General features: G+C 71.7%; 16 protein-coding genes. 5 read left to right on the forward strand and 11 right to left on the reverse strand.

The genetic code is table 11. The annotated features are described in order from the left end of the window. Window positions 1-5 precede the first annotated feature (5 nt). Window positions 6-1,160, reverse strand: coding sequence for an acyl-CoA dehydrogenase family protein (locus Raf01_RS01055; protein ID WP_203915764.1), 1,155 nt, complete (start codon window positions 1,158-1,160; stop codon window positions 6-8). A 257-nt stretch (window positions 1,161-1,417) separates the two neighbouring features. On the opposite strand from Raf01_RS01055, the gene Raf01_RS01060 reads away from it, so the two are divergent. Together Raf01_RS01060 and Raf01_RS01065 are read left to right on the forward strand one after the other, a co-directional pair. Beyond that, entirely contained in the window at window positions 1,418-2,854 is a 1,437-nt protein-coding gene (locus tag Raf01_RS01060; RefSeq protein WP_203915765.1) for a UDP-glucose dehydrogenase family protein, read from the forward strand. A gap of 232 nt (window positions 2,855-3,086) precedes the next feature. Continuing rightward, a complete protein-coding gene (locus tag Raf01_RS01065) occupies window positions 3,087-7,757 on the forward strand; it encodes an SCO7613 C-terminal domain-containing membrane protein (protein ID WP_203915766.1) in 4,671 nt (1,556 codons plus the stop codon). On the opposite strand, the gene purE is transcribed toward Raf01_RS01065, so the two are convergent. From purE to mca, 7 genes are all read right to left on the reverse strand, one after another. Then, a complete protein-coding gene (gene purE / locus Raf01_RS01070; protein ID WP_203915767.1) occupies window positions 7,728-8,237 on the reverse strand; it encodes a 5-(carboxyamino)imidazole ribonucleotide mutase in 510 nt (169 codons plus the stop codon). The genes Raf01_RS01065 and purE overlap by 30 nt on opposite strands. Next, window positions 8,234-9,397: a 5-(carboxyamino)imidazole ribonucleotide synthase gene (locus Raf01_RS01075; RefSeq protein WP_203915768.1), complete on the reverse strand. Its 1,164-nt coding sequence runs from the start codon at window positions 9,395-9,397 to the stop codon at window positions 8,234-8,236. Before Raf01_RS01075 ends, purE begins: the two co-directional genes overlap by 4 nt. A gap of 193 nt (window positions 9,398-9,590) precedes the next feature. After that, window positions 9,591-10,157 carry an ATP-binding transcription factor AbmR gene (gene abmR, locus Raf01_RS01080; protein ID WP_203915769.1) on the reverse strand — a complete coding sequence of 189 codons (567 nt, stop codon included), beginning with the start codon at window positions 10,155-10,157 and terminating at the stop codon, window positions 9,591-9,593. Between the two features lie 249 nt (window positions 10,158-10,406). Continuing rightward, a complete protein-coding gene (locus Raf01_RS01085; protein WP_203915770.1) occupies window positions 10,407-12,416 on the reverse strand; it encodes a thioredoxin domain-containing protein in 2,010 nt (669 codons plus the stop codon). 9 nt (window positions 12,417-12,425) lie between these two features. After that, window positions 12,426-15,098, reverse strand: coding sequence for a putative bifunctional diguanylate cyclase/phosphodiesterase (locus Raf01_RS01090; RefSeq protein ID WP_203915771.1), 2,673 nt, complete (start codon window positions 15,096-15,098; stop codon window positions 12,426-12,428). Window positions 15,099-15,489: 391 nt separating this feature from the next. Further along, the gene (locus tag Raf01_RS01095) at window positions 15,490-15,894 is read right to left on the reverse strand and encodes a hypothetical protein (protein WP_373319423.1); all 405 of its coding nucleotides are present in this window, start codon (window positions 15,892-15,894) and stop codon (window positions 15,490-15,492) included. A gap of 48 nt (window positions 15,895-15,942) precedes the next feature. Then, a complete protein-coding gene (gene mca / locus Raf01_RS01100; protein ID WP_203915772.1) occupies window positions 15,943-16,839 on the reverse strand; it encodes a mycothiol conjugate amidase Mca in 897 nt (298 codons plus the stop codon). A 118-nt stretch (window positions 16,840-16,957) separates the two neighbouring features. On the opposite strand from mca, the gene Raf01_RS01105 reads away from it, so the two are divergent. Together Raf01_RS01105 and greA are read left to right on the forward strand one after the other, a co-directional pair. Further along, window positions 16,958-17,368, forward strand: a complete 411-nt coding sequence (locus tag Raf01_RS01105; RefSeq protein WP_203915773.1) for a DUF4307 domain-containing protein — start codon at window positions 16,958-16,960, stop codon at window positions 17,366-17,368. A gap of 90 nt (window positions 17,369-17,458) precedes the next feature. Further along, complete coding sequence (greA, locus tag Raf01_RS01110; protein WP_203915774.1) at window positions 17,459-17,953, forward strand: transcription elongation factor GreA; 495 nt, start codon at window positions 17,459-17,461, stop codon at window positions 17,951-17,953. Between the two features lie 37 nt (window positions 17,954-17,990). Here greA and ilvA read toward each other — a convergent pair whose 3' ends face one another. Next, complete coding sequence (ilvA, locus tag Raf01_RS01115; RefSeq protein ID WP_203915775.1) at window positions 17,991-19,208, reverse strand: threonine ammonia-lyase; 1,218 nt, start codon at window positions 19,206-19,208, stop codon at window positions 17,991-17,993. Between the two features lie 203 nt (window positions 19,209-19,411). On the opposite strand from ilvA, the gene Raf01_RS01120 reads away from it, so the two are divergent. Continuing rightward, window positions 19,412-19,942 carry a DUF2269 family protein gene (locus Raf01_RS01120; protein WP_203915776.1) on the forward strand — a complete coding sequence of 177 codons (531 nt, stop codon included), beginning with the start codon at window positions 19,412-19,414 and terminating at the stop codon, window positions 19,940-19,942. Here the strand turns inward: Raf01_RS01120 and Raf01_RS01125 are convergent. Then, entirely contained in the window at window positions 19,905-21,329 is a 1,425-nt protein-coding gene (locus tag Raf01_RS01125) for an amidase (RefSeq protein ID WP_373319424.1), read from the reverse strand. The two genes, Raf01_RS01120 and Raf01_RS01125, sit on opposite strands and share 38 nt — an antisense overlap. 60 nt (window positions 21,330-21,389) lie before the next feature. Beyond that, window positions 21,390-22,526 (reverse strand): cystathionine gamma-synthase, encoded by a 1,137-nt coding sequence (locus tag Raf01_RS01130; protein ID WP_203915777.1) that lies wholly within the window; start codon window positions 22,524-22,526, stop codon window positions 21,390-21,392. Between the last annotated feature and the right edge of the window lie 232 nt (window positions 22,527-22,758).

Raw genomic sequence — 22,758 nt, forward strand, 5'->3', positions numbered from 1 at the left:
AATCCTCAGCCGCGCAGCAGCTCCCGGGCCATCACGATGCGCTGCACCTGGTTCGTTCCCTCGTAGATCTGGGTGATCTTGGCGTCGCGCATCATCCGCTCCACCGGGAAGTCCTTGGTGTACCCGTACCCACCGAGCAGCTGCACCGCGTCCGTGGTGATTTCCATGGCTGCGTCCGAGGCAAAGCACTTCGCGGCCGCCCCGAAGTACGTCAGGTCGGCGTCACCGCGCTCCGACTTGCCCGCCGCCACGTAGGTGAGCTGGCGCGCCGCTTCCAGCTTCATGCCCATGTCGGCGAGCATGAACTGGATCCCCTGGAACTCCGCGACCGCCTTGCCGAACTGCCGCCGTTCCTGCACGTACCGCTTCGCGAAGTCGAGCGCTCCCTGGGCGATCCCGATCGCCTGAGCCGCGATGGTGACCCGGGTGTGGTCCAGAGTCCGCATGGCGATTTTGAAGCCGTCACCCGGGGCTCCGATCATCCGGTCGGCCGGGATCCGCACGTTGTCGAAGTACACCTCGCGGGTCGGCGAGCCCTTGATGCCCAGCTTCTTCTCCGGTGCCCCGAAACTCACACCGGGATCGGACTTCTCCACCACGAAGGCAGAGATGCCCCGGGAGCGCTCGCCCGGCGAGGTCACCGCGAAAACGGTGTAGAAGTCCGAGACGCCGGCGTTCGTGATCCACCGTTTCGCGCCATTGATCACATAGTGATCATTGTCACTAGTTGCCCGAGTCGTCATAGACGCCGCGTCGCTGCCCGCCTCGGGCTCCGAGAGGCAGTACGAGAACATCGCCTCACCGCTGGCCACCGGGGACAGGTACCGCTGCCTCAGCTCGGCCGACGCGGCCAGCAACAGCGGCATCGTGCCCAGTTTGTTGACCGCCGGAATCAGCGACGAGGCCGCGCAGGCACGCGCCACCTCCTCGATGACGATGGCCGTGGCCAGCGCGTCCGCGCCCGCGCCGCCGTACTCCTCCGGGATGTGCGGAGCGTGGAAATCGGCCGCTCGCAAGGCGTCGTATGAGGCTTGCGGAAACTCGCCGGTCTCGTCCGCCGCGGCGGCGTTCGGCGCCACCTTCCCCTCGCACACCGCCCGTACCGCCTCACGAATCGCCTGGTGCTCCTCGGGCAGCTGGTACGCCTCAAACTCGGTCATCCGGAAACCTTCCCTCGGGGAGATCCGGGCTGTCCGGAATGGGTGACAGGCCGGAAGGTCTGGGGTGTCGGCGCTAGGCTGAGCGCGTAGCGGGGCTAAGCTTACCGGCCGGTAACCTGACGTCGTTTCCAGGCTGGGTCGGTCAAGCACTATCCTCGCCGGGACGGCGCGGTGGTCGCAAACGCCCGTCCGGCCCGGAGCGAGGAAATCCTCCGAGGTCGCGGCATATGCGGCACGTGTGCGAGCGGAGACCAGGCGTGACGATTTCGTACCCAGGGAGCCAGCCCCTGACGCCCCCAGAGATCCTGACCCCACCGTCCGGGGCGGGCCGGCCACGGCTGACCTTCCTCGGCACGGGCTACCTGGGAGCCACCTACGCGATCTGTTTTGCCGAGATGGGCTACGAGGTTCTCGGCTTCGATGTCGACGAACCCAAGATCGCCAAGCTGGCCAGCGGCGAGGTGCCGTTCCATGAACCCGGCCTCGACGAACTGCTGCGCAAGAACCTCGCGGGTGGACGCCTGCGGTTCACCACGTCGTACGACGAGGTGGCCGAGTTCGGCGACGTCCACTTCATCTGCGTGGGTACCCCTCAGCGGGCCGACGGCCTGGCCGCCGACCTGAGCTACGTGGAAGCCGCGGTCACCGGCCTCGCGCCGAAGCTGACCCGCAAGGCCCTGATCGTCGGCAAGTCGACGGTGCCGGTCGGCACCGCCGAGTGGGTCGAGGAGATCATCGCCCGGCACGCGCCGGAGCAGGCCCAGGTCGAGGTCGCCTGGAGCCCGGAGTTCCTCCAGGAGGGCTTCGCGGTCGAGGACGTACTGCGGCCCAACCGGGTCATCTTCGGCGTCAAGAGCGAGTGGGCGTACGGCATGCTGTACGGCTCGCACAAGGGCGTCTTCGACCTGGCCATGACCGAGGATCGCGAGGTGCCGGTCGTGGTGACCGACTTCGCTACCGCGGAGCTGGTGAAGGTCGCGGCCAACGCGTTCCTGGCCACCAAGATCTCGTTCATCAACGCGATGGCCGAGGTCTGCGAGGCGGCCGGCGCCGACGTGACCCAGCTCGCCAGGGCGATCGGGTACGACCCCCGGATCGGCAACCGGTTCCTCCGGGCCGGACTCGGCTTCGGCGGCGCCTGCCTGCCCAAGGACATCCGGGCGTTCCAGGCGCGGGCCCAGGAGCTGGGTGTCGGTGAGGCACTGCGCTTCCTGCACGAGGTCGACCTGATCAACCAGCGGCGGCGCCAGCGGGTCGTTCAGCTGGCGGCGGAGTTGCTCGACCGCCCGAACGGGCCGGCAGGCCCGGACCTGAGCGGTCTGCGCATCGCGGTGCTCGGCGCGACGTTCAAGCCCAACTCCGACGACGTACGGGACTCGCCCGCGCTGTCGGTGGTCCGCAAGCTGTCCCGTGCCGGCGCGTCGGTGGCGGTCTACGACCCCGAGGGCATGTCCAACGCCGAGCGCGAGCTGCCGGAGGTCGGGTTCGCCAAGACGCTGACCGACGCGGTCGCCCGGGCGGACCTGGTGTGCGTCCTGACCGAGTGGGAAGAGTTCCGCAACGCCGACCCGGCGACGCTCGCCGAACTGGTGAACGGGAAGCGCGTCATCGACGGCCGGAACTGCCTTGACCAGGGACTCTGGGTCCGGGCCGGCTGGGACTACCGCGGTATGGGACGCCCCGAGCCCGCCTGACGGGTTGGGGCCGAAGGTCCAAAAAGGAGGGGCGCCCCACGGGGCGCCCCTTTTGTCACTGGCGTCGGGTCACGATCGCTCGGCATCCTTTGCGTAGAAGTGACGGGAGGGTGCCGTGGGGACATACCCCTGCTCGAACTGTGGTACGACCGCGGATACGTCCACTGGCTGTCCGAACTGCGGCCACACGGTCCAGCAGGAGATCGCCGACCTGAGTCGCGTGATCACCCAGATGCAGTTCCGCAACCGCGACATGGTCGACGAGAGATCCCTGCTGATGCGACGCATCCAGGGCGCGATCGCCACCCGGTCGCTGTTGCAGGAATCCGTCGCCGCACGGCGCGGCTCACCCCGGCAGGCCGGCGTCAAGGCGGCCCCACGGCGCCGGCTGAGCCCGCTGCCGGGGCTCTCCCGGCAGCGGACGGCCACCGAGACCCCGCCGCCTCCGGTCGACGAGGTGCGCACGGTCACCGGCCGGCCGATCCGCCCCGGCAAGCGGGTACCGATGCCGGAGCGTCCGAAGACGACGCACGCCCCGCAACCCGAGACGTCCACGCGTACCACGCAGAACGCCCTGCTCTGGCTCGGCGCACTGCTGTTCGCGGTGACCGGCACCGGATACCTGCTGCGTGAGCTGCAGGACGGCGCGCGGATCGTGGTGTTCGCCCTGCTGGCCGTCGCCATCCTGGCCGCCCCGCTGCCGATCGCGCGGCGCGGCCTGGTGTCGACCGCCGAGACCCTCGCCTCGGTGGGCCTGCTGTTCGTGCTGCTCGAGGGGTACGCGATCTGGGCCACCGACGCGCTGGCCGGCTCCGGGATGTCGGGGGCGGCGTTCGCCGGGTTGGTGTGTCTGGCGACCGCCGGGGTCGCGGCCGGGTACCGGACGATCAGTCACCTGGTCGCCCCGCGCTTCGCCGGCATCCTGCTGCTGCAACCGGTGCTCCCGCTGCTGTTCGCCGGAGTGATCCACGGAGTGGCCGGGTGGTCGGCGATCCTGGCCGCGGTCGGCGCGCAGGATCTCGCCCTGGCGATCGTGCTGCGCCAGCGGCAGAATCGCGTCGCCCGCCCGCCGGCGAAGTCGATCATCGAAGCCGAGGAGATCGAGGTCGCCGAGGAGATCGACGAGCATGCCGCGGAGGGCACCCCGTACCTGCGGGACGCGGTCTGGATCCTGCACGGCCTGGCCGTGCTCGCGGCCGTGGTCTGCGCGGTCGTCACGCTCGCCGGCGCGCACGCCACCACGGTCGTGCTGGGCGGCGCCGCCGGGCTGCTGCTCGCCGCGACCGTCGGCCTCGGTGGCGGCCTCACGCTGCGGCGCTGGCCGCTGCCCGACGTCGCGGCCGGCCTGGCGACCGCCGCGCTGATCTGCGCGATCGGCCGGGTCACCGCGGTGACACTGCCCGGCTGGGGCCTGGTGATGACCGGCCTGGCGATCCTGGTGGCCGGGGTGACCGTCCGGCTGCTCGGCCCGCTGGCCCACCAGGGGCCGCGCCTGGCCGGGGCACTGTCCGCCGGGGTACTGGCGCTGATCCTGCTCGGCCGCGGGTTCGACGCGATCGTCGGGCCGCTGCGCGCGAGCAGCCCCGCCTGGCACGCGCATCTCGGCTCGTACGCGCACACGGTGGCGAAGAGCGCCGGACCCGGTGCCGGGCAGCTCGCCCTGGCCGCGATCATCCTCACCGCCGCCGCCCTGACGATGCTGCCCCGCCAGGACCGCACCGACGGCGCGGTCGCCGGGTTCACCCTGACGCTGCTTCTGGTACCGGCGGGCCTGTCGCTGCCCTGGGCGGCCGTTCCGCTGGTACTCGTCCTGGCCGCGGTGGCCCTCGGCGCGTACGCGCTGATCGCGCCGACCAACCGGTCGTCGTGGGTACGCATCGGCGCGGCCGCCATCGTGGGCTGTTACGCGGTCGGGGTGGCCCTGGCCCGTCCGGAGGCCGCCGCGCTGGCTCTGTCCGGGCTCACCATCTTCGGAGCGGCGATCGGTATCGCCCCCCGGCTGGCCGAGACCTCGCTCGGGCCCAACGCCGACCGGGCCGCCGAGGCCGGCTGGGCGGGGGCGGCGTTCGCGCTGCCCGGGGCGGTGGCGTTCGCCACGGCCGGGACGGCGCAGAGCACCGACTCCGGTCCGGTACCGGTGCTCGCCGCGAGCTTCCTGGCGGTCGCCGGTACCCTCACCGCGACCGCGGTGAACCAGGTCGCCCGCGGGCGACCGGCACCGCTCGTGGTCGCCGGCAGCACTCTCGGGGCGGGCGCGGTGGCCGTCGCCGCGTTCGTGTCCGGCGGCGTCCCGCTGGTCGACATCGGCATCGCCGCCCTGCTGCTGATCAGCGCCGTCATGCTGTGCCTGGCGCCGTGGATGGACGTCAGCCGGCGCATCGCCGGGGTCGCCGGGGGCTCGGACATCGCGGCGACCGCGGTCACCGCCGCGTCGGTCGCCGCGGTGGCCCGCGTCGCCGGCCTGCTCGCCCCCGGGTACCAGCTGGCCACGGCGGCCGTTCTGGTGCTGCTGGTCGCCGCCGGGGTGCGTGCCATGCCCGCCGAGTGGCGGCGCGGACCGATCGTCGGCGGAAGCCTGGTCGGTACCGTGGTCGGGTTGATCGCCGGTGTCGAGGCGGTACGCGGTGCGTTCGCCGCCCTGGACGCCGTGGCGCCGGTCTGGCACACCGACCTGGCGCACTGGTCGGCGCACATCTCCGGTCCGTTCGGGGCGCAGGTGCCGCTCGCCCTGGTGCTGCTCGCCGCCGCGGCGGCGGTGGCTCTGCCGGCACCCGCCTCGTACGCGGTCAGCTCGGTCGGGATCGGGCTGGCCGCCCTGGCCGCACCGGCCGCCCTCGACCTGCCGTGGTGGTCCCCGATCCTGTTCAGTGGCGTCGCCGCCACCGGCATCGGCATCGCCGCCGGCCGCAGCACGGTGCGCGAGGCGGCCTGGGCCCGGTACAGCATGGCCACCGTGCTGTTCGCCGACACGATCGGCGCCAGCCTGGTCCGGCCCGGGGTCACCGCGCAGACCCTGCTCGTGTCCACCCTGATCCTCGCCGCGATCGCCTGGGCGGCGGCCACCACGCTGCGTGCCCACGAGAATGCGACACACCTGGTGCTGATCGGCGGCTTCGCGCTCTCCGCGGCGCTGGCCACGCTGCCGGCCGGTGCCGCCTGCCTGGCTCTGGCCTCGGGCGCCACGTGGAGCTTCGCGCTCACCGCCGCGCTCGCCGGGCTCTGCGTCGGCCTCGCGGCCACGGCGGTGGCCTGTTACAACACCGAGGTCCTGCTGCCGTTCGCCACGGCCGGGGTGGCTCTGGTCGGCACCACGATCGCGGTCATCACGCTCGCCACGTCGCTCCCGCTGGTCGTGTACGCCGCCGCGGCGGCGCTGCTCGCGGTCCTCGCCGAACTGCTGCGCGCCGCGGTGACCGTCCGGCGCGACGCCCTGCCACCCGAGCAGCAGCGCGGGCGACCGCTGCCCCTGCCGCGCCGCCCCGGGCACGTGTTGATGCTCGCCGCCGGGCCGGCGACGGTACTGGCCGCAGTGGCCCTGGCGCCGTCCGTCGGCGCCGCGGTGATCGGCCCGTACCAATGGGTCGAGTCGGTCTGGACCGGGGCGCCGGCCACCTCCCTGGCCGCGCTCGGCCCGTTCACGCACTGGGTCGGCGACGCCACCTCGGTGGCCGCGGCCCTGATCCTCACCCTCGCCGGCGCGCTGGGCGCGGTCGGCTTCGGCGGCCGGCCCGAGGTGGTCACCCGGCGGGCGGTCTCGGTGGTGATCCCGGGCCTGGCGATCACCCTGCTGATCGCTCCGTACGCGCTGCGGATGCCGTGGCCCGCCGGACCGGTCCTGGCGCTGGTGGTGGCGGTACTGGCCGGCCTGGGACTGGCGCTGACCGCCACCCCGGTCGGCACCACCGACACGCCGCAACGTCCGGCCCGCACCCTCGTCCTGGTCATCTGCCTGCTGGCCGGCGGTGCTGGGCTGGCCGGCAGCCTGGCGACGCAGTCCATGACACTGTGGGCGCTGGCGATCACCGCGGCCGGCGGCGTGACCGCCGCGATGCTGGGTCGCAGCCGGACCGCGCGGGTGGTCGGCTGGCTCGTCACCGCGTTCGCCGGGCACCTGCTCGCGCTGGTGGCGGGGCTGTCGGCCGGGCTGCCGGTGTACTGGTCGGCGTTCCTGGTGGCCCTCGTCGCCGCGGCCATGCTGGTCGTCGCGTCGCTGCTGCCCCGGCTGCGGCAGCCTCAGGCGGCCAGCGAGGCCATCACGGTCGAGGCGAGCGCCTACGCCGGCGCGGTCCTCGCCCTCGCTCTCGCCGCCCGGTCGCTGCCGCATCTGGCCGTGTTCACCTGTGCCTGGGGCGTCGTCCTGTCGGTCGCGGCGTCCCGCCCGAACCGTCCCCGGCTGTACCGCAACGCGCTCATCTGGTTCGCCATCGCGCACGAGCTGGCCGCCTGGTTCCTGCTGATGTACGTGTCGAAGGTCGCGCTGCCCGAGGCGTACACCCTGGCCGTGGCGGTCGCCGCGCTCGTCATCGGATACTTGCGGGCCCGCCGGGATCCGGACGTGTCCAGCTGGCTGGCGTACGGCGTGGCCCTGGTCGCCGCGTTCCTGCCGAGCCTGGTGATCGTGCTGACGACCAACGAGACGCCGACCCGGCGCGGTGTGCTCATCGTCGGCGCGGCGGCGACCGTGGTCTTCGGTTCCTGGCGCCGGCAGCAGGCCCCGGTCGTGGTTGGCGGGGTGGCCCTGGCCGTGGCCGCGCTGCACGAGCTGGCCGTGGTGTCCACCACCGCGCTGCTGTGGACGATCATGGCGCTGGTCGGCGCGGTACTGGTCGGGCTCGGCGCCAACTTCGAGAAGCGGCGGCGGGATATCCAGCGGCTACGAGGAGCGCTCGGCCGACTGCGTTAGCTCCGCCTGCAGGCCCTGGTTCTTGTGGTCGACCAGCGCGATCAGGTCGCGCTGGTACGCCGCCATGCGGTCGGCCAGGGCCGGATCGGCGATGCCGAGGATCCGTACCGCGAGCAGGCCGGCATTGCGCGCGTTGCCGATCGACACCGTGGCCACCGGTATCCCGGCCGGCATCTGCACGATCGAGAGCAGGGCGTCCAGCCCGTCCAGGTACTTCTGCGGAACCGGTACGCCGATCACCGGAAGGGTGGTCGCCGCGGCCACCATCCCCGGCAGGGCCGCCGCGCCACCGGCACCCGCGATGATCACCTTGAGGCCACGGCCGGCCGCCTGGGCGGCGTAGTCGAGCATCCCCTGCGGCGTGCGGTGCGCCGACACGACGCGTACCTCGTACTCGACCCCGAACTCGTCCATGGCCTCGGTGGCGGCCCGCATGACCGGCCAGTCCGAGTCGCTGCCCATGATCACGCCGACGTTCATCGTGACTCCCCCGCTCGGGTGTCGGGCATCGGAATGCCGTCCTGTAGCCAGCGCGCCGCCGCGACCGCCCGCTCCCGGGTTCGCGTCATGTCCTCGCCGAGCGCTGTGACATGCCCTATTTTGCGGCCGGGCCGGACCTGCTTGCCGTAGAAATGCACCTTGATGCCGGGATCCGCGGCGAACATGTGGTGCAGCCGCTCGTCCATGGACATCTCGCTCGGCTCGCCGCCCAGCACGTTGGCCATCACGACGGCGGGTGCGGTGAGCCCGGTATCGCCCATTGGGTAGTCCAGCACCGCGCGCAGGTGCTGCTCGAACTGCGACGTGCGGGCGCCCTCGATGGTCCAGTGGCCGGAGTTGTGCGGGCGCATCGCCAGCTCGTTGACCAGCAGCCCGGTACCGGTGTCGAACAGCTCGACCGCGAGCAGCCCGACCACGCCCAGCTCGGTGGCCAGCCGGATGGCCAGCTGCTCCGCCTCGACGGCCAGCTCGGGATCCAGATCGGGCGCCGGGGCCAGCACCTCGACGCAGATGCCCTCGCGCTGCACGGTCTGCACCGTCGGGTACGCGGCGACCTGCCCGAACGGGGACCGGGCCACGAGGACGGCCAGCTCCCGGCGCAGCGGCACGCGCTCCTCGACGATCAGCTCGACGCCGGGCAGCTCATCGGTTTCGTCGACGAACCACACGCCCCGGCCGTCGTACCCGCCGCGGACCGCCTTCACGACCACCGGCCACCCCGTACCCGCGGCGAACGCGGCCACGTCGGCCGGCGTGCGCACCGGCGCCCACCTCGGTACCGGAGCGCCCAGTTCGGTCAGCCGCTCCCGCATCGCGCGCTTGTCCTGCGCGTACCGCAGGGCGGCTGCGCTCGGTGCCACGTTCACCCCGCCGGCCTCGAGCGCCTGGATGTGCTCCGAGGGCACGTGCTCGTGGTCGAACGTGACGACCTCGCAGCCCTTGGCGAAGGTGCGCAGGGCGTCGAGGTCGGTGTGGTGCCCGATGTGAACATCGGCCGCGACGAGGGCGGCGCTGTCGTCGGGCGAAGCGGCAAGGATTCGCAGGGATTGTCCTAGGGCGATCGCTGCCTGGTGGGTCATCCGGGCCAGCTGCCCACCGCCCACCATGCCGACCACGGGCAGACCGGTTCGGGTATCCATCTCGGCCGCCAGCCTAGCGCCCGGCCGGCGCCGGCCCGGCAATAGGCTGGCCAGCCCCGATCGGACCGCGGCCCGGCGGCATGGTGCGCCGCCGGGCCATGCCGGTCAGGACCGGGCCTTACCGGTTTCGGGCAACGTCGGTCGGTCCGAGCCGGAGCCGGCATCGCGGTCGCCGGCCATGCCCCGTGACTAGCTAGAGGGACGGACCCTGCTTTCGCAGTTCGTCCACCGCGCCCATCGCCTCGCGCAGCGAACCGAGCCAGCTGTCGGCGTGCTCGCCGACCAGCCGCACGCACCAGGCCAGCGCCTCCGAGCGGGACCGGGCCACCCCGGCGTCGACCAGTGTGTCCAGCACCTGGCGCTCCGGCTGGCGCAGCCGGGTCATGGTCGGCGCCGCGAACGTGGTGAACAGCTCGGACGTGCCGCCGCACACCGCGCCCCAGGCCACCTTTCGCCGGTACCGGTGCTCCAACTGCTGCGCGATGCCGATCCTGCGCTCCCGGGTCGCCTCCCGGAAGCTGGTGATCCGCCCCGCCTCGGCGGCGGTCTTCTCCGCGTCGGTCGCGCCGTCGCCCAGCGCGGGTTCGTTCAGCTTGCCAACGACCATGATCTCGTCGCGGTCGATGACCACATCGGGACGACTTTCGAACCAGTCGTCCGGAACGGCTCCGACGATCCAGGCCGCGGCGTCGTCGGCCGGCGGCGGTTCCGCCCGGGATCCGCCACGGGCCCACGGCGGTCCGAATTGCTCGCGTCTCACGGCACCCTCCCGTTACTGCTGTAGGTCTGATTACAGAGTTACACAGTAATGAAGACATGGGAAGGGAACGCATGCACTGTTCGCTGAGGGTGGAACGGTTCCGGCGGCACCGCATGACCGAGCGCACCGAGCGGAGCGAGGGTCACGAGGGCATGCCCGTTGACCCGGAGAAGCCAAGCGTCGGGCCAGGCGGGTCGGGTCGGGCAGGGCGCCGCCGGTCCAGGCAGGGCCGGAGCCGAGGACGGGTCGCTAGCCGCGGAGCTGCTCCGCAAGCGCGTCCGGGTCGGTCACCGGCCGGTCGCAGACGAAACCACGGCACACGTACGCGGTCGACACGCCATCGATCAGCGGCCGGTCGGCCAGCAGCGGTACCCCGGGCTGGTCCGGGGCGCCGGAGACGATCACCGCGCCGGGTGGGGCCAGCCGCCACGCCGTCTCCAGCAGGTCGGCGCCTCCGGCGCTCTGGCCGGGGCCACCCTCGACGATCGCGATCTCGTACGGGCCGGACAGCAGCGCCTCGCCCGTCGAGCAGGAGTACCCGGCGAACCGGGCGTACCGGGTGGCGAGCGGTACCACGGTGGCCAGCGCGGCCTGGGCTGCCTCCCGGTACCGCGGCTCGCCGGTCAGCGCGCCGTACGCGGTCAGCGCCGCGCTCATCGCGGACAGGCCGGACGGCGTGGCGTTGTCGGTCGGATCCGCCGGGCGAGCCACCAGTGTCTCGGCGTCGTCCGCGGTGTCATAGAAGCCGCCCCGGCCGTCGCCGAAGTGCGCGAGCCCGGTGTCCAGCAGCTGCCCGGCCAGCTCCAGCCAGCGCGCCTCGCCGGTCAACTGGTGCACCGCGCAGAATGCCTCGGCCACGCAGCCGTAGTCCTCCAGCACCCCGGCCGGCTGCCCGACCGTGCCGCCCCTCGACACCCGGCGCAGGCGGCCGTCGACGAGGTGCCGCTCGGCGAGCAGCGTGGCCGCGGCGACGGCCATCCGACCCGCGTCGGGATCGTGGCTCAGCGCCGCGTACTCCGCCAACGCGGTCACCGCGAGCCCGTTCCACGCCGCGACCACTTTGTCGTCACGTGCCGGCTGTGGTCGGGCGGACCGTGCCTGGTGCAGCCGCTGCCGGATCGCGGCCGCCCGGGTCGCGACCGGGGAATCCGGATCGTCGTCGATGTCGCGAGCCAGCCGCAGGACGGAGGTACCCCGCTCGAACGTGCCCCGGCCGGTCACGCCGTACAGGTCGGTCGCGAACGCGCCGTCGTCGGCGCCGAGTGCTTCGGTCAGCTGGGCCGGGGTCCACACGTACGTAAGCCCTTCTTCGCCGGCCGTGTCGGCATCGAGTGCCGACGCGAAGCCGCCCTCCGGCGTGGACAGCCCGGTCCGCAGAAACTCGACGGTCTCCCCGGCCACCCGCTCGGCTAGCGGATCGCCGACCAGGCGCCACAGCTGGGTGTAGACGCGCAGCAGCAGCGCGTTGTCGTAGAGCATCTTCTCGAAATGCGGCACGGTCCAGGTGGCGTCCACGCTGTACCGGGCGAAGCCGCCGGCGAGCTGGTCGTACATGCCGCCCCGGGCCATCTGCTCGGCGGTGTGCCGGACGATCTCCAGCGAGCGCTCGCTGCCGGTGCGCTGGTAGTGGCGCAGCAGGAACAACAGGTTCAGGTGTGGCGGGAACTTCGGGGCCCCGCCGAACCCGCCCCTGGTCTCGTCGAACGCGTCGGACAGTTCGGCCGCGGCGGCGTCCAGTACCTCCCCGGTCATCGGGCCGGCGCCGGCCGCCGTGGCGGACAGGCCGCCGATCGCCTCGACGACGGCGGAGCCCTGCCGCAGTACGTCGTCGCGCTGGTCTCGCCAGGCCGCGGAGACCGACTCGAGGAGCTGCATGAACGTTGGACGGGGGAAGTAGGTGCCGCAGAAGAACGGCTGGCCGTCCGGGGTCGCGAAGACGGTCATCGGCCAGCCGCCCTGGCCGGTCATGGCCTGGGTCGCGGTCATATAGACGGCGTCCACGTCGGGACGCTCCTCGCGGTCCACCTTGATCGCTACGAAGTGCTCGTTGAGCAGCCGGGCGACGCCCTCGTCCTCGAACGACTCGTGCGCCATCACGTGGCACCAGTGGCAGGCCGCGTACCCGACGGAGATCATTACGGGTACGTCCCGCCGCCGGGCCTCCTGGAAAGCCTGTGGATCCCACGGCCACCAGTCGACCGGGTTGTCCTGGTGCTGTTCGAGGTAGGGCGATGCCGAGCCCGTCAACCGGTTGGCCATACCCTCACCCTACGAGGCGTCCTCCTGGCGGAACGGGATCACCCGGCCACCCGACGAGCTGACCAGCTCGTGCAGTACCCCGGAGATCTTTTCGGCCGCGATCGGCGGGAAGAAGTGGTAGCCCTGCGCCGAGTCGCAGCCCAGCCTGACCAGTTCGGAACGCTGCTCGGCGGTCTCCACTCCCTCGGCGACCACCCGGAGATTCAGCTCCCGGGCCAGCTCGACCGTAGTGCGCACGATCGCCATCGCCTCCGGGGACTCGGCCATCCGGGCCACGAAGGTCTGGTCGACCTTGACCTCGTCGACGCGTACCCGGGTCAGGAACGTCAGCGACGAGTACCCGGTGCCGAAGTCGTCCACGGCCAGCTGCACGCCGATCGCGCGCAGCGCGTCCAGCACGTCGGTGACGGTCTTCGACTCCGGTACGACGACGGTCTCGGTGATCTCCAGGATCAACCGGTGAGCCGGCACGCGGTACCGGCTCAGCAGCTCAGCGACCTCCTCCGGCAGCCGTACGTCGAGCAGGCTGCGCGCGGAGAGGTTGACCGAGATGGGTACCGACAGGCCCTGCGCCGCCCAGTCCGCGGCCATCGCGATCGCGCGTTCCAGCACGTACCTGGTGAACGGCACGACCAGCTCGCTGTTTTCCAGGACGTCGATGAACTCGCGCGGGAACAGCTCGCCCCGGCGCGGGTGCCGCCACCGGACCAGGGCCTCCACCCCGGTCGGCGCGCCGGTGCTCAGATCCACCACCGGCTGCAGGGCGAGGACCAGCTGGTGCGGCGAACCGAGCGCCTCGCGCAGCTCGGCCAGCAGGGCAAGACGATCTGTGCTGCTGGCGTCGCCGGTGCTGTCGTACCAGGCGACCGAGTCGCTGCCACTCTTCTTCGCCCGGTACATCGCCATCTCGGCGCGGCGGACCAGTTCGCCTATGTCGCAGCTACCGGCGGCGGCCACCGCCACGCCGATAGACGCCTCCACCGCCAGCGGTACCCCGGCCACCTGGGTGGGGCTGGCCAGCAGGTCGGCGAGTTCCCGGGCGCGGCGCAGCCCGTAGTCGAGCGCCGCGGCCTCGTCGCCGGCCGCGGTGGGCAGCTCGGTCAGCAGTACCCCGAACTCATCGCCGCCCAGTCGGGCGACCAGCTCGCCGGGCTGGCGCTGCGAATCGATCCGGCTGGCCGTGACCCGCAGCAGGTCGTCGCCCGCCGCGTGGCCGAGCGTGTCGTTGATCTCCTTGAACTGGTTGACGTCCAGCAGCAGGAACGCCACCAACACGTCCTGCTCCAGCTCGCGCAGCTCATCGCCGCCCTTGGCGAGCAGCCCCGCGCGGTTGCCGATGCCGGTCAGGGTGTCGTTCAGCGCCTCCTGGAAGCTGCGCGCGGACAGGTCGCGCAACTGCTGATGTGAGGTCGCGTCGTGCAGGGCGGCGGCGAGCGCGTCACCGAACGCGGAGAGCTGCATCTGCTCGCGTTTGGTGAGCTTCACCCGCCGGGCGAAGCGCAACCGGAGTTCGCCGACGCTCGCGCCGCCGACCAGCAGCGGTCGGGCTGCCACCCGGTCGCCGTCCTCCGCCGTGGGCTCGCCTCCGCCGGAGCCGGCGTCCACGTCGATGACCAGCTCGGAGCCCGGGCCGCCACGGTACGACCAAAGCAATCCGTCGGGGGCGCCCGGCTGATCCGGCTCCGGTTGGCCGCCGCCGGCCGAGCGGGTGCGCTGCCCACCCGGTTCGGGCACCGCGCCGGTGGGTGCCGCGGAGTGCTGCACCAGCACCTCGACGCCCTCCGCGGCGAACAGCCGCGCGGCGCCTTCGATGGCGGCCTCCACGACGCCGCGCTCGTCGAGCCGGTTCAACGCCCGGGTGGCGGCGGCGAACAGTCGCCAGCCGCGCCGCTCGTCGTCGACGCGCAGCCGGAACTTGTACGCCTGCCGCAGCAGCCACAGCAGCGGCGCGAGGACCAACAGCCAGTCGAGGTCGTCGCTGACCAGGACGACGATGAGCAGGCCGAGCGTCACGTTGCCGACGAGCATGTACAGCTTGCCGTGGAAAGCCCGGGTGACCAGTGCGGAGTAGCTGGTTCCCTCCCGGCTGTGCACGGACGCGCTGATCAGCAGGATGCTGACCAGCGTCTCGATCGGAGCGCCGACGATGAGCCCGATCGCGACCGGAAGCGAGAGGTGGGCCAGGTGCGGGGGCGCGATCACCTGCGCCACCGTGGCGGCGGCCGCCGCGGCCAGGGCCAGACTCGCCGCGTTGAACAGCATGCGCAGCGCGGTGCGGGGCTCCTGGGTGAACTGCAGCACCACCATCGCCAGGCCGACGCCGACGAAGATGGCCAGCGGTACCCAGCCGACCGGGATCAGGTACAGTGCGACGATCAACGCCGCCTCTCCCCAGCCGAGGGAGATGTAGCTGCCGTTGACTCTTACCCGTACGCCGGCGATCACGGCGGTCGCGGCGACCGCGGTAGTGATGGACAGGCGGACCAGATCGGCCGAGCTGCTCAGGGAGAGCGGAGTGTCAATCAGTCCGATCGCGACCGCGACCAGTGCGGCGCCGATGACGAGGCCGGCCAGCAAGCGGCCCCGGCCCGGTCTGGGGACGGGGTCGGATGAGCGGTCACCACGCACGAGGAATGCCCGCACCGTGGCCGCCAGGGTGCGGCGTTCAGCGGGGCTCGTCATGCATCGCCCCCTCCGGGCCGGCGGCAGCACGAATCGCGCCTTGCCTGGATGACCTTATGCCATCCGGCCCGGGTGTGGAATCGACGAAACGAAGCGGCAGACATCATCGGTCTTCTCTGACACCGCCCCTCCGGCCGATCTCGATCAGGGCTTGTGGCCCCTGCGGAAGGCTAAGGCACGGAGGGGTCTGGCGTCAGCTACGCTCTTGAACGCTTTGCCTGGTAAGTCCCCCGAAGTCGGAATATTCGGACCCGCCGAACGACCCTCTCAATCGACCGGTCGATGACCCTCGACCCATCGGGTCGGCGATATCGACAGGCGGGGTTCCACCGGGACAAAAGGCTGACCGCCCAGGGCTTTCGTCGGATGTCGGCTCGACCGACATCGATGCCTAGGCTTCCGGCACCTGGCCGGCCTCGGCACTTCCGGACCCGGCGCTTCCGGATTCGGCGCCGCCCGCCGGGTCACCGCCGCCGCCACCGGCCTCGGCTGTGGCTGGCCGCACCCCGGCCTGCGCGGTGCTACCGCGCTCGGCCGCGGAGGAGGTGCCACCGGCGGAGACGCCGACCGTCTGGGTGCCGCCGGCCGATGGGCCGCCCGCCTGGACCGGGAAGCGCTCGGGGAGCCGCTTCAGATGACCATTCATGTTGCGGATGAGCAGCACCGTCCCGATCGCCAGCAACACGATGATCAGCAGAGCCGTCGGACCGGCAACCCCGTCGGACAACGTGTCGCCGAAGTTGTTCTGTGCCGGTGGTGGGGTCGCCCCGCCGCCCTCGGCAAGGAACATGATCATGCCGGGCTCCTTTCGCCAGCCGGCGGGTCAGGCACCCGAATCGCCGGCTTACTGCGTGGACGAGCCTACGCCCGCCTCCACAGTCTCCCGCACGCCGGCGAACAGATCGTCCTCGGGCAGCTGGCTGTCCACCAGCGAGCGCACCAGCTGGTAGTCCTCGGTCGGCCACGTCTGCCGCTGGATGTCCATCGGGATGCGGAACCAGAACCCGTCCGGGTCGACCTGGGTGGCGTGCGCCCGCAGTGCGTCATCGCGGATCTCGAAGTACTCGCCACAGACCACTCGAGTGGTGATCAAGTGGTCGTTGTTCGGCCGCTTGGCGAACCGCTCCATCGACTCGGTGTATGGCGACTCCATGCCGGCCGCGAGGATCGCCTCGTGCTGGGCGACCATCCGGCCGTGAGCCCACCGCTGGTAGTAGAGCTTCAGCGGCTGCCAGGGAGTGCCCGCCTCGGGATAGCGCTCCGGGTCACCGGCCGCGTCGAACGCGACGACCGAGATCTTGTGGGTCATGATGTGGTCGGGGTGCGGGTATCCGCCGGTCTCGTCGTACGTGACGATCACGTGCGGGCGGAACTCCCGGATCAGAGCGACCAGCGGCTCCGCCGCCTCGTCGACGTCCTTCAGCCCGAAACACCCCTCCGGCAGCGGCGGCAGCGGGTCTCCCTCCGGCAGGCCGGAGTCGACGAAGCCCAGCCACGCCTGCCGCACGTCGAGGATCTCGCGGGCCCGGTCCATCTCCTTGCGGCGGATCTCCGCGATGTCCCGCCAGACCTCGGGCCGGTCCATCTTCGGGTTGAGCACGCTTCCGCGCTCGCCGCCAGTGCACGTGGCCACCAGCACCTCGACGCCCTCGGCGCGGTATCGCGCCATGGTCGCCGCGCCCTTGCTCGACTCATCGTCGGGGTGCGCGTGGACCGTCATCAGCCGCAACCGCTCGGCCACTAGAAGCTCCTCATACTCACCGCACCGGGCACCACACGTGCCGGGCACGGACGCCTGCCATGATGGACCCGACAATTGTTGCCTACACGTCCGACAACTCTTTGAGGCCCGCATCATCGTGACCACCGAAACGGCGCCAGTATTCCCGCCCGGCCGATACGGCCGCCGCCGCGATCCGCGGCGCGGTCGCCGCTGGCTGGCGTGGCTGCTGCTGGCACCGGTCCTGGTCGCGGGCTTGTGGCTGGCTTTCAGGCTGTATGACCAGTACGCCGACTCGTCTAATTACCAGTCGGTTGTGACCGGCTTCACGGTCATCAACGATCAACAGGTGGACGTGCGGTACGAGGTGGGGAAGGCGGACACGAACCCGGCCACCTGCCGGCTGCAGGCGACCGACCAGAGGTCCAGCGAGGTCGGGTACGCGGAGGTGTCGGTACCGGCCGGCTCGGACGTGCGGGGCAGCTACACGCTGACGACGACGGCCCGGGCGTACAACGTCACTGTTTTGGGCTGTAGCGCAGCGGGGTAATTGCGACGCGGAGCGCGTTCGGTAACCCCTGGGTTACCGAAGCGCTGGTACCGTAGAAGATTCCGATTGTCCATCCCGAGGAGAACGCGCGTGTCCACCACCGATCGCGAAGCCACCTGGCTTTCTCAGGAAGCCTACGACCGGCTGCAGGCCGAGCTCGACCAGCTGATCGCGAACCGGCCGGTGATTGCCGCCGAGATCAATGCCCGTCGGGAAGAGGGTGATCTCAAGGAGAATGGCGGCTACCACGCTGCCCGGGAGGAACAAGGCAAGCAGGAGGGCCGCATTCGGTACCTCCAGGAGTTCCTCCGCAACGCCCAGGTCGGCGAGGCCCCCAAGGCGGACACGGTCGCGGCCGGCATGGTCGTGACGATCTACTTCGACGAGGACAAGGACGACACCGACACGTTCCTGCTCGGGTCCCGGGAGATCGCCTCGACCACCGAACTGACCGTCTACAGCCCGGAATCGGCGCTGGGTCAAGCGATCCTCGGCACCCGCCCGGGCGAGTCGGTCACCTACACGGCCCCGAGCGGCGCCGACATCATGGTCACGGTGGTGAACTTCCAGCCGTTCGGCGGCTGACCGGAACCAACGTCTGACCGGGCCTGCGCGGGTCCGGTCAGATACCGAAGGTCACTGTGTACCCGGCCGACCGCAGCGCGGTGACCAGCCGATCGGAGTGCTCCGCTCCCCTCGTCTCCACGGACAGGTCCACCTCGACCTCGCCCAGGCGCAGCCGGGGGTCGCGGCGCTGGTGCTCCACATTGACCACGTTGGCGCCCTGCTCCGCGATCTGGGCGAGCAGGGTGGCCAGCTGCCCCGGCCGGTCGGTGCACCGGACGGTGAACCGCAGGTGCCGCCCGGCGGCGACCAGGCCATGCTCGATCACCCGCAGGATCAGCAGCGGGTCGATGTTGCCGCCGGACAGCACGGCCACCACCGGAGTCTCGACCTGCGCCGCCTCGGCCAGCAGCGCGGCGACCCCGACCCCGCCGGCCGGTTCGGCGACCGTCTTGCATCGCTCCATGAGCATCAGCAGCGCCCGGGAGATGTCCTCGTCGGAGACCGTGACGACGTCATCGACCAGCTTGCTGACGTGCGCGAACGTGACGTCGCCCGGGGTGCCGACCGCGATCCCGTCCGCGATCGTCGTGAACTGTGGCAGCCGCACCGGGTAGCCGGCAGCCAGCGAGGGCGGGTAGGCGGCCGCGCCCGAAGCCTGCACGCCGATCACCCGTACGTCCGGACGCAACGCCTTGGTGGCAACCGCGATGCCCGAGATCAGGCCGCCGCCACCAACCCCCGCGATGATCGTCTTGACGTCCGGGCACTGTTCGAGGATCTCCAGGGCCACGGTGCCCTGGCCGGCGATCACGTCGGGGTGGTCGAACGGGTGGATGAACACCGCGCCGGTACTGTGCGCGTACTCCTGCGCCGCCAGCAGGGACTCGTCCACGGTGGTACCGACCAGGCGCACCTCGGCGCCGTACCCCTTGGTGGCCGCGACCTTGGGCAGCGGGGCGCCGACCGGCATGAACACGGTGGCACTGGTACCGAGCAGCCCGGCCGCCAGCGCGACGCCCTGGGCGTGGTTGCCCGCACTGGCCGCGACCACGCCACTGGCCCGGTCGGAGGCGCTGAGCCGGGCGATCCGGGTGTACGCCCCACGCACCTTGTACGAGCCGGCCCGCTGGACGTTCTCACACTTGAGCCACGCCGGGCCGGACAGCTTCGCGGTCAGGGGACGGCACGGCTCCAGCGGAGTCCGGCGGATCACGCCGGCCAGCAGGGCGCGGGCCTCCTCCACGTTCTCGATCGTCACCAGGTCCGGTGTCATGCGCAGATCGTCGCACCCGCGACCGGCCCCGGCCCTGCCGGCGCGACGGGCATCACGTACGGGAGCCCCCCGAGCGGCCCCGGCCGCCGGCATGCCAGGGGGCGCGCGTCGGCGCCTCGGGCGGCGGAAACGGGCACGACCCCGGCACCGCGGGCCGCGCCGGACCGCGAGCGATCGACGGGACAGGGCCTAGGATCGACCGCGTGTACAAACTCATCGTGACCCTGCACGTGCTTGCGGCGGTCCTGCTCATCGGGCCGTTCGCGCTGGCCGCCTTCCTCGGTCACCGGGCGATCCGGCGGCACGATGCGGAAGACACCCGGGCCGCGGCCCGGCTCATGGCGCGTTTCGGACTGGGTTCGCTGCTGGTGGCGCTGTTGGGCGTCGGCGCACTGTCCAGTTCGGACCGGTACACGTTCCGGACCCCCTGGGTGATCATCTCGCTGACGCTCTACGTCGTCACCATGGGCGTGGCCACCGGCTACACGGTGCCGGCGATCCGCCGGGCGGCGGCGATGATCGAGCAGATCGTCCCGGAGAGACTTCCCGCCCCCGAGTCCGGCGAGCAAAACAAGACCGAAGAGGTCGCGGCGCCCCCGATGGCGACCGGCGACCTGGTCGCCAAGCAGCGGCTGGACGCCGTCGCCGGCCGGATCGCCGGCTCCGGCGGACTCGTCCTGCTGCTGATCGTGCTGATCACAATTCTGATGGTGACCCGGCCGTTTGGCCGGTAGCCGGGGCGGTGGAGCCACGGCGCGGCCACCCCGGGGCGTGCCGCAGCCACGGTGACGCCTGCTCGAGCTGACCCGCCAGGGCCAGCAGGGTCAGCTCGGAACCGGGCGGCCCGACCAGTTGTACGGCGACCGGCAGCTTGTCCGGTCGTACTCCCATCGGTACGACCACGGCCGGGAAGCCGGCGACGTTCCACGGTGCCGCGAACGGTGCGAACCGCAGCGCGGTGAGCAGGTTGCTCGACCACGACCGGGCGTGCCAGTCCACCGCGGGCGGCGGTGAGCTGGCCAGTGCCGGGGTGAGCAGGGCGTCGTACCCCTTGGCGAACCACGCCTCACACGACGCGCGCCACGCGTCCCGGTCCTGCTCCCGCACCCAGCCGCGTCGCGAGATCCACCCGCCCAGGGCGACGTGCCGGCGGGTGCGCGACTGGAACGACGCGGGATCCAGGCCGGATTCGCTCGCGTCCTGGTGCGCTCCGGCGAACCACGTCGCTATCGTGCGCAGGCCCAGCATCACCGGGTAGGTCGGGTCCGCCTCGACCGTGGTGTGCCCGGCACCGGACAGCAGCCGCTGCGCCGAGGCGAGCGCGGCACGTGCCGGCTGGTCCGCCCGGATGCCCCGGACCGGGCTGCGCGAACTCACCGCGACACGCAGGGTCTGCGGCTCGGTCAGCCGCGGCGGGCGCCACCCGGCCAGCACAGCCAGCCCGACCGTCGCGTCGGCGACCGTGGTGGCCAGGATGCCGTGCTCGACCAGGCCGTACCAGTCCCCGCCCGGCAGCTGCGCCGGTACCACGCCGCGCCCCGGCTTGATCCCGACGAGCCCGCAACACGCCGCCGGGATCCGGACTGAACCCAGGCCGTCGTTGCCGTGCGCGATCGGTACCAGGCCGGCAGCCACCGCCGCGGCGGCACCACCGGACGAACCGCCGGGCGTCCGGTCGGTCCGCCACGGGTTCCGGGTCACCGCCGTGTCGTCGTCGGTCATCGGCCAGATGCCCAGCTCCGGCATCCGGCTGGTGGCCACGACCACGGCGCCTGCGCCGCGAAGCCGCCGTACCACCTCGTGGTCGGTCTCGGCGACCTCGCGCCGCGCGGCGGCCGAGCCGCACCAGGTGGGCAGCCCGACCACGGCGGTGTTCTCCTTGACCGCGATCGGCACGCCGGCCAGCGGCAACTCGCCCAGGTCCTCCTGCTCGTCGACTGCCTCGGCCTCGGCCACCGCCTCGGGTCGTAACACCCGGAACGCGTTGACCACCGGCTCCTGAGCCCGGATGTAGTCCAGGTGATCGGCTAGAACCTGGGTCGCGGAGGTGTCACCACGGCGAACCGCCCGGGAGATCTCCTTGGCCGTGGCACCCACCCAGCTGCCCGACTCGTTCCACATGGCAACCTCCGGCGGCATCATCGCGGGCCGGCGACGGGGCCGGACCCGTTACGGCGTGTCTCAGGCGAGTGCTTGTTCCAGGTCCGCCAGGAGATCATCCACCGTTTCGATACCGACAGACAAGCGGACCAGTTCACCCGGTACCTCCAGAGCGGACCCAGCGGCACTGGCGTGAGTCATCCGACCAGGATGCTCGATGAGCGACTCAACTCCGCCCAACGACTCGCCGAGTGTGAACAACCGTGCCCGGTTGCACACCGCGATCGCCGTCTCCTCGTCGGCCAGCCGGAAGCTGACCATGCCGCCGAACCGGCGCATCTGCTTGGCCGCCGTCTCGTGACCGGGATGCTCGGGCAGGCCCGGGTACAGCACCGAGGACACCCTGGCGTGACGACTCAGGTACTCGGCGATCCGCTCGGCGTTGTCGCAGTGCCGTTCCATTCGTACGCCCAGGGTCCGCAGGCCGCGCAGGGTCAGCCAGGCGTCGAACGGGCCGCCGATCGCGCCCATCGCGTTCTGGTGGTACCGCAGGGTCTCGCCGAGTTCGTCGTCGTTCACGATCAGTGCGCCACCGACCACATCGGAGTGACCGCCGACGTACTTCGTCGTGGAGTGCATGACCACATCGGCACCGAGGGCGAGGGGCTGCTGAAGGTACGGGCTGGCAAACGTGTTGTCCACGACCAGCAACGCGTCGTTGTCGTGCGCGAGCTGGCTGAGTGCGGCGATGTCGACGATGCCGAGCAGCGGGTTGGTCGGAGTCTCGACCCAGATGATCCGGGTCCGTTCCTGGATCGCGTCGCGCGCCGCGTCCACGTCGGACAGGTGCGCCGCGGTGAAGGTGAGCCCCCAACGCTCGGCCACCTTGGCGAAGAGCCGGAAGGTACCGCCGTACGCGTCGTCCGGGATCAGCACATGATCGCCGGGGCGGCAGACGGCGCGCAGGAGAGTGTCCTCGGCCGCCAGGCCGCTGGCGAACGCGAGCCCGGTCCGGCCGCCCTCCAGGGCGGCGAGGCAGTCCTGGAGCGCGTCGCGGGTCGGGTTGCCGCTGCGGGAGTATTCGTATCCGAGCCGGGGAGCCCCGACTGCGTCCTGTGCGTAGGTAGAGGTCTGGAAGATCGGCGGTACGACCGCGCCGGTGCGCGGGTCGGGCTCCTGGCCGGCGTGAATGGCCAGGGTGTCGAAGCCGTAGGTCATTCTTGCGAGATTAGTGGTCGGAGCCCAGACCGATGGGCGGGACGCGGCGGTTGCTCCGTCCGCCTCTCTACGGTCGGCGGTTGGGCGGCCCGGCCGACCCCTGGGCAGCGGCTCGCGCCGTCCTGCCTGCCGGGCTGCGCTTGCGTGGCTGGGCTTCCCAGGCGGCGGTTGCGTGGCTGGCTTCCTGGGCGACGGTTGCGCTGCCTGGCGGAAGGACGGCGCCCGGACGCCG

It is taken from the genome of Rugosimonospora africana, from assembly GCF_016862975.1.
Lineage (GTDB): Bacteria > Actinomycetota > Actinomycetes > Mycobacteriales > Micromonosporaceae > Rugosimonospora > Rugosimonospora africana.